This window comes from uncultured Ruminococcus sp., from assembly GCA_902785355.1.
GTDB lineage: Bacteria > Bacillota > Clostridia > Oscillospirales > Acutalibacteraceae > Ruminococcoides.
The window spans coordinates 62,875-70,443 of sequence record CACZYF010000013.1; the positions used below are offsets into that span (position 1 = coordinate 62,875).

6 protein-coding genes are annotated in these 7,569 nt (G+C 49.5%); 5 read left to right on the forward strand and 1 reads right to left on the reverse strand.

The genetic code is table 11. The annotated features are described in order from the left end of the window. Window positions 1–6 precede the first annotated feature (6 nt). A complete protein-coding gene (glgB, locus tag R2I50_RS04625) occupies window positions 7–2,109 on the reverse strand; it encodes a 1,4-alpha-glucan branching protein GlgB (protein ID WP_316607954.1) in 2,103 nt (700 codons plus the stop codon). A gap of 631 nt (window positions 2,110–2,740) precedes the next feature. On the opposite strand from glgB, the gene rny reads away from it, so the two are divergent. The 5 genes from rny to R2I50_RS04650 all read left to right on the forward strand — a co-directional run. After that, window positions 2,741–4,324, forward strand: a complete 1,584-nt coding sequence (gene rny, locus R2I50_RS04630; protein WP_399552834.1) for a ribonuclease Y — start codon at window positions 2,741–2,743, stop codon at window positions 4,322–4,324. Between the two features lie 299 nt (window positions 4,325–4,623). Next, window positions 4,624–4,974, forward strand: coding sequence for an STAS domain-containing protein (locus tag R2I50_RS04635; RefSeq protein WP_316607956.1), 351 nt, complete (start codon window positions 4,624–4,626; stop codon window positions 4,972–4,974). A gap of 57 nt (window positions 4,975–5,031) precedes the next feature. Beyond that, window positions 5,032–6,507, forward strand: coding sequence for a SpoIIE family protein phosphatase (locus R2I50_RS04640; protein ID WP_316607958.1), 1,476 nt, complete (start codon window positions 5,032–5,034; stop codon window positions 6,505–6,507). Between the two features lie 121 nt (window positions 6,508–6,628). Continuing rightward, a complete protein-coding gene (locus R2I50_RS04645; protein ID WP_316607959.1) occupies window positions 6,629–7,261 on the forward strand; it encodes a haloacid dehalogenase-like hydrolase in 633 nt (210 codons plus the stop codon). An 18-nt stretch (window positions 7,262–7,279) separates the two neighbouring features. After that, window positions 7,280–7,569 (forward strand): FGGY family carbohydrate kinase (locus R2I50_RS04650; RefSeq protein ID WP_316607960.1); only part of this gene is annotated, 290 nt, incomplete at its 3' end.

The following is a 7,569-nucleotide window of genomic DNA, read 5'->3' on the forward strand; positions in this document are numbered from 1 at the left end:
AGAGAATTATTTCTCTTCCTTCTTTACAGCCTTCTTGGCAGCGGGCTTTTTAGTGGCAACCTTTTTCGCGGGAGCCTTCTTCGCGGGCTTCTCATCCTTCTTAGCGTCCGCGTCCTTCGCGGCCTTCTTTGCGGCGCGGGTAGCGGCAGCCTTCTTCGCGGCCTCCTTACGCTTTGCGGCTTTCTCTTCCGCTGCGATCTCCTTCGGGCTCTTCTCCCTGCTGACGCACTTGAGGTACAGAGCGCTCATCGGAGGCAGGTTGAGATAGATGGACTGGTCGAAGCCGTGCATCTCTTCATCGACGGTGTGGATATCGGTACCGTTTGTCTTACCGGTGCCGCCCCACTGTTCGTCGTCGGAGTTGAATACCTCGGCGTAGGTACCCCACTCGGGAACGCCGATACCGTAGTTCTCACGATACATGGGCTGGAAGTTGCAGACGACGATGATATTGTTGCCTTCCTTATCGATGCGGCGGAACGCGATAACGCTCTGCTGATAATCGTCGTGATGGATCCAGTTGAAGCCTTCCCATGTGAAGTCGACCTGATACATGCAGGTGTTCTCTTTATAGAAATTGTTGAGCGCGCGGAAGAAGTCGTTGAGCTTCTTGTGCTTTTCGAAGCCGAGCAGACCCCACTGCAGCTCTTCGGTGCTGTTCCACTCGTCGAACTGGCCGATCTCAGCGCCCATGAAGGTGAGCTTCTTGCCGGGATGAGCCATCATGTAGGACATGAATACGCGAACACCCGCGAACTTCATATCATAATCGCCGGGCATCTTATTGATCAGCGAGCCCTTGCCGTAGACGACCTCGTCGTGAGAGATCGGGAGCAGGAAGTTCTCGGAGAACGCATACAGGAACGAGAAGGTGATGCTGTTGTGGTGATAGGGTCTCCACAGCGGGTCAAGGGACATGTAGGACAGCATATCGTTCATCCAACCCATGTTCCACTTGTAGTCAAAGCCCAGACCGCCGTCGGATACGGGACGGGAGACCATCGGCCAGGAGGTGGACTCCTCGGCGATCATCATAACGGTCGGATGATGCAGGTGAACGGCTGTGTTCAGTCTCTGGATGAACTCGACAGCCTCGAGATGCTCGTGACCGCCGTACTTGTTGGCGACCCACTCGCCGTCGCGGCGGTTGTAGTCGAGGTACAGCATGGAAGCTACCGCGTCAACGCGGATACCGTCGACATGGTACTTGTCCAGCCAGAACATCGCGGAGGATACCAGGAACGAGATGACCTCGTAGCGGGCATAGTCAAAGACGTAGGTACCCCATTCCTTGTGCTCACCCTTGCGGCTGTCCTCGTACTCATAGCAGTGGATACCGTCGAAACGTCCCAGACCGTGAGCGTCCTTGGGGAAGTGAGCGGGTACCCAGTCGAGGATAACGCCGATGCCCTCCTGATGGCACTTGTCGATGAAATGCATGAACATTTCGGGAGAACCGTAGCGGGAGGTGGGAGCGAAGTAACCGGTTACCTGATAACCCCAGGAGCCGTCGAAGGGATACTCGGTCATGGGCATGAACTCGATGTGGGTGTAACCCATCTCCTTGACGTAGGGGATCAGTTCGTCGGCAAGCTTGTCATATGAGAAGGTGTTGCCGTCGGCGTACTTTCTCCACGAGCCCGCGTGAACCTCATAGATGTTCAGCGGATTCTCAAAGTGGTTGTGTTCCATTTTATACTTGTACCACGCTTCATCATTCCACTGATACTTGTTGTAGTTATAGATGATAGAGGCGTTGTCGGGACGGGTCTGAGTATGGAACGCAAACGGATCGGACTTTAAGATCTTCTCGAACCAGGGGGTCTCAACACAGTACTTGTAGATTGCGGTCTCGCCGAGGTTGGCTATCCAGCCTTCCCATACGCCGCCTTCCGAGATCTTGTACATATGGTTGGCGTTCTGATCCCAGCCGTTGAAATCGCCGACTACGGAAACGGAGAGCGCGTTTGGAGCCCATACGCGGAATATGGTACCCTGTACGCCGTCCTTCCAGTAATCATGTGCGCCTAAGAAATCATAAGCGCGTACAGCGTCGCCGCCGTGGAATAGATCGAGGGGGAATCTTTCGTCGTTTAAAACATAATTCATAATTTGACTCTCCTTTATAAAAAGAATTAGTACATAAATATACAACTCTATAATAACAGACATTTTTGACAATTTCAAGTAAAAACAGAAATTAAATTCCAAACTTTTAGTGCAGTTTTTATAAAATCTGACAATACACTTGTCATTATAGACAATGAAATATCAAATTTTCATCACTTATGTACAAAGAAACGGTCGGTTTACACCACCGGTGACGGTAATACTTCAGCGAGAAGCATAAAGAAGAGCCGTAGCTCGATCGTAATACTATCAGTCAATTGCGGATGACGAAACAACCCTAACTACTGATATTATTCCAATTACGAAATAATTCTTGACAATTCAGTGTTCATATATTATTATAAATTATGGTTTATTATATTGGTATTATTATATTCAATAATAGTAGACGCATTGCAGCCGCGCTTGACAGGCGCCGCTGTGCTTATCTGACTCTCTTAGAGAGCCGTTATATATAGATATTTTACCCATATTACCATTCAAACCGCATGATGCTTTGAGATATATTTTTATATAGAAAGGTGACATACGCGGACAACCGATTTTCCTGTCAAAGACAGTGGTGATACAAAACTGAATATCTGAGTAACGGCACCGTGAGTTGAGTTTGATGAATCATCAAATCAAGGAGGTGTCACATGTGAATGCTGTTTTAGCAGTTATCCTGATCGTCGTCGCGGTTATCGTAGGCGCGGCTGTCGGTATCTTTATCGGCAACGCTTATCGTAAGAAGGTTGCCGAGGCTGAGATCGGCAGCGCCGAGGAAGAGGCGAAGCGTATCGTCTCCGACGCGATGAAAACAGCTGAAGCAAAGAAGAAGGAAGCGATCCTTGAGGGTAAGGATGAGGTTCATCGCCTTCGCAGCGAGGGTGAAAAGGAGCTCGCCGACCGCCGCAAGGAGGTACAGCGCCAGGAGCGCCGTATCCAGCAGAAGGAAGAGACTCTGGACCGTAAGATCGACAACGTCGAGAAAAAGGAAGACAGAGTCAACAAGAAGATCAAAGACGCCGAGGTAAGACTCGCCGAGGCGGAAACTATCAAGAAGAGTCAGTTTGAGATGCTCGAGAGGATTTCGGGCTTCACCGTAGATCAGGCTAAGACCTATCTGCTCGATCAGCTTGAGGGCGAGCTCGGCAGAGAGAAGAGCCTCAAGATCATGGAGTATGAGCAGCAGCTCAAGGATGAGTCCGACAAGCGCGCCCGCAACATTATTTCTCTCGCGATCCAGCGCTGTGCCGCGGATCAGGTGGCTGAGGCTACCGTTTCGGTTGTACCGCTGCCGAACGATGAGATGAAGGGTCGTATCATCGGACGCGAGGGTCGTAACATCCGCGCCATCGAGACGATGACCGGTTGCGACCTGATCATCGACGATACGCCCGAGGCGATCACGCTGTCCTGCTTCGAGCCCGTTCGCCGCGAGATCGCGCGCGTTGCGCTCGAGAAGCTGATCTCCGACGGCCGTATCCATCCCGCGAGAGTCGAGGAGATGGTCGAGAAGGCTCGCCGTGAGGTGGAGCAGAGCATCAAGCAGGCGGGTGAACGCGCCGTACTGGACGCAGGCGTCCACGGACTTCATCCCGAGCTTGTCAAGATCCTCGGCAGACTCAAGTACCGTACCAGCTACGGTCAGAATGTTTTGAAGCACTCCCTCGAGGTCAGCTATATCTCCGGTATGATCGCGTCCGAGTTGGGACTTGATCCCAAGGTTGCGAAGCGTGCGGGTCTTCTGCATGACATCGGTAAAGCGCTCGACCATGAGATCGAAGGCAGCCACGTCGAGATCGGCGTAGATATTGCCCGCAAATATAAGGAGAGCGACGCGGTGGTTCATGCGATCCATGCCCACCACGGCGACGTAGAGGCTAAGACGGTCGTCGCCTGCATCGTACAGGCAGCCGACGCGATCTCCGCCGCCCGTCCCGGTGCACGCCGTGAGAACCTCGAGAACTACATCAAGCGTCTGCAGAAGCTTGAAGAAGTCGCATCGTCCTTCAAGGGCGTTGAGAACTCCTTCGCGATCCAGGCGGGTCGTGAGATCCGTATCATGGTCAAGCCCGAGCAGGTCAAGGATGACGAGATGGCGTCCCTCGCCCGCGATATCTGCAAGAAGATCGAAGAGGAGCTTGAGTATCCGGGTCAGATCAAGGTCAACATCATTCGCGAATCCCGCGCAGTTGACTTCGCAAAATAAGAATTATCTGATCAAAAGTACTGCCATGAATGGGCGATATTTTAACGGAACATAGTAAAAACTGAATAGAATAACAAAGGCACTGTTGCGGATTGCGGTTCGCAACAGTGCCTTTTGGCTTATAGTGTCGCTAAGATTCAGAAAAAGCATATTATAATGTATTGTTTTGAAAGGACAGATGTGATATAATCCTATGTGGGAATATTTGAGCATCAAGTTATATTATTGATTCCCTTTTTAATCGGTAATCCCTGAGCCTGACCCACAGGCAAATAATGATTCAACAGGAGGATACAAATATGGGCTTTTTTTCAAAAAAGAATACTGCCTCGAGTTCGGGCGGCGACAGCTATCTGGAGATTTCGGTAACAAAAGACAAATCTGAATACACATTTCTGCTCGAAGGCAGACTTGACACGGTCACTTCTCCTGAACTTGAAAGCAGGATCAATGAAGTCATTGATGACGCAACGAAGCTGACCCTGGATTTTGCTAAGCTCGAATACATCTCCAGCGCGGGATTGCGTGTTCTGCTCGGTGCTTTGCAGAATATGGAAGACAAGGGAGAGATGGTCGTTTGCAATCTCAATCGGTCTGTACGGGACGTCTTTATTCTTACGGGCTTCAACCAGCTGTTCAAAACCGAATAAGACTGAAAAAGCGGATAAGCGGATAAGCGGAGTGAATGAAGAAGGAGGAAGATACGTATGACAGCTCAGGAGATCATAAACGGATTATATCTGGAATTGCTTTTTGTAGCAGTGATTCTGCTTGGTATCCTTCTCATTAATAATATCGTATTATACAAGCAAAAGCTCAAGGATCGTATTTCTGTTATGCTGCTTACTGCATTGATTTTGGGCTGCTTTGAGATCCTCTGGGCGTTATGCGACGGGAATCCGAAGCTCACAGCGCTAACCTATATCGGCGCTTGCGGTTATATGTCACTGTTTGTCGTATTTACCGTATTATTGAACCGATATATACTGAACAGGTTTGACCACCTGCCGAAAAGCAGATGGGCGACGATCTTGCTTTATATCGTTCCTACGGGAGTCTTTTTCTTACTGTGTATCATTACGCCATGGACCCATTGGTTTGTAAGCGTTGACGAAGCAGGTGTGCTGCATGAGGAAATACTCTTTGACGCGGTGTTTACTCCGCTGATGATCATATACGTTTTGGTAGCGTTGATCAGTGCCATACACTATGCGATCAAAGGCCGCCGCGGTGATCGTACGACGATGCGTATCGCCTATAATATGATCGTGTTCGGCATTTTGATCCCCGCAATTTACAGCTTGGAAATCATTCTGTTAGATATCAACAGCAAATATCTTGCCCTCAACCTGGCTGTCACGATAGCAATGGTCTATCTGACTACCAACGTCAGCACACATACGCTTCTGGAGACCCGCGCGAAAGTAGAGGCTACCGAGGCTGATCTTCGCGTCGGCACAGAGATCCAGACCGGCAGCCTGCCCACAAACTTTCCGGATCGTCCGGAGTTTGAGATATATGCTTCCATGGATCCGGCAAAAGAGATCGGCGGAGATTTCTATGATTTCTTTATGATCGACAAAGATCATCTTGCACTGGTCATCGCGGACGTATCGGGCAAGGGTATTCCCGCGGCGCTGTTCATGATGTCATCAAAAATTTATATCAGCGACCATGCTACTATGGGGGGCACTCCGGCAGAGATACTCGAAAGAGTCAATAAACTGGTCTGCGCCAACAATGACGCAAGCATGTTCGTGACGGTATGGCTGGGTATTCTCGAGATCAGCACCGGAAGACTCACCACTGCAAGCGCCGGTCATGAGTATCCAATCATCAACACGGGCGGCAAATACGAGCTCTTCAAAGATAAGCACGGTTTGGCGATCGGCGCATTTGAAATGTCCAAGTATAAGAACACCGAGCTCCAACTCAAGAAGGGCGACAGCATCTTTGTCTACACCGACGGCGTTGCAGAAGCCACTGATGCGAGCAACGAGCTCTTCGGTACCGACCGCACCTTAGAAGCCCTCAACGCTATACCGGAGGGAGTCTCACAGAAAGAGGTGCTGGTGAGAGTTCGTGCGGCAGTTGATGCCTTTGTGAAAGAAGCGCCCCAGTTTGACGATCTGACGATGCTCGGCTTGAAATATAACGGACCTCAGGATGACGCCGCAGCGTAGGAAGATTCATAAAAGAACTTGTCATCGCGGCTGACAGGAATAATCTGCTGAAGGTACAGTCGTTCATCGATGAACATTCGGAAGAATCAGGATATACAATGAATGATAAGAGGAAACAAAAATGAATGTATATGATTTTGACAAAACGATATTCCCTACGGACTGTTCGATCGACTTTTTTATCTGGTGTATGAAACGGCATCCAAAGCTGTGCTTCACCTTTGCTCCGAAAGTAGTCAAAAACCTAATCATGCGTAAAATCGGGAAAATGCCGGAGTATCTGATGCAGCGTGAGTTTTTTTGCTATTTGACGCTGATCGATGATTTTGATGAACAGATCGAGCGTTATTGGGACAAAAACGAGAAAAGGATCGCCCCTTGGTATCTGGCTCAAAAAAGGCCTGACGATCTGATCATCAGCGCGTCGCCGGACTGCATCATCGGACCGATCGCAAAAAGGCTTGGCGTGAACTTCATGGCGACGGAATTCAACCGTAAATACGGAGTGTTTTTGCATAATCTGATGTACGCGCAGGAAAAGGCGCAGTACATGATCGACCACGGCTTTCCGAAAATCGATCATTTTTACTCCGACTCTCTTTCGGACACACCGATTGCTTTGTGCGCCGAAAAAGCGTATCTGGTAAAAGATAAAGCCCGTACCATCGTTGACTGGCCTGATTTGGACGAGGAAACCCTTAGTAAGGTTTATGAGAAAGTCGATACGGGGTGGAATGTCCATTTGGATGAGTAAGGGGAAGAGAAATAATAAATGTATATCATCATTTATGACTTCGGAACCAGCAGCGTAAAAACCTGTCTGTTTCAAATCGATTCACAAATCCATCTTGTAGCGGGCGCTTCTGCCGCGTACGGTCTTTATGTTTCCGACAACGGAGGCGCAGAACAGGATGTGGAAGAATGGTGGAACGCGATTTGTTCAACTACACGTGATTTGTTAAAGAAATCGGATGTTAAACCCAACGAAATAGAGGGAATGGCTTTCTGTTCACAGATGCAGGGAGCGGTTTTTGTTGACGAAAACGGAAACGCCCTCAGACG

Excerpts from the sequence above, each read along its gene's own strand:
- R2I50_RS04635 (WP_316607956.1), top strand. The coding sequence starts at position 4,624 with ATGGGCTTTTTTTCAAAAAAGAATACTGCCTCGAGTTCGGGCGGCGAC.
- glgB (WP_316607954.1), bottom strand. The coding sequence starts at position 2,109 with ATGAATTATGTTTTAAACGACGAAAGATTCCCCCTCGATCTATTCCAC.
- rny (WP_399552834.1), top strand. The coding sequence starts at position 2,741 with ATGAATCATCAAATCAAGGAGGTGTCACATGTGAATGCTGTTTTAGCA.
- R2I50_RS04645 (WP_316607959.1), top strand. The coding sequence starts at position 6,629 with ATGAATGTATATGATTTTGACAAAACGATATTCCCTACGGACTGTTCG.
- R2I50_RS04640 (WP_316607958.1), top strand. The coding sequence starts at position 5,032 with ATGACAGCTCAGGAGATCATAAACGGATTATATCTGGAATTGCTTTTT.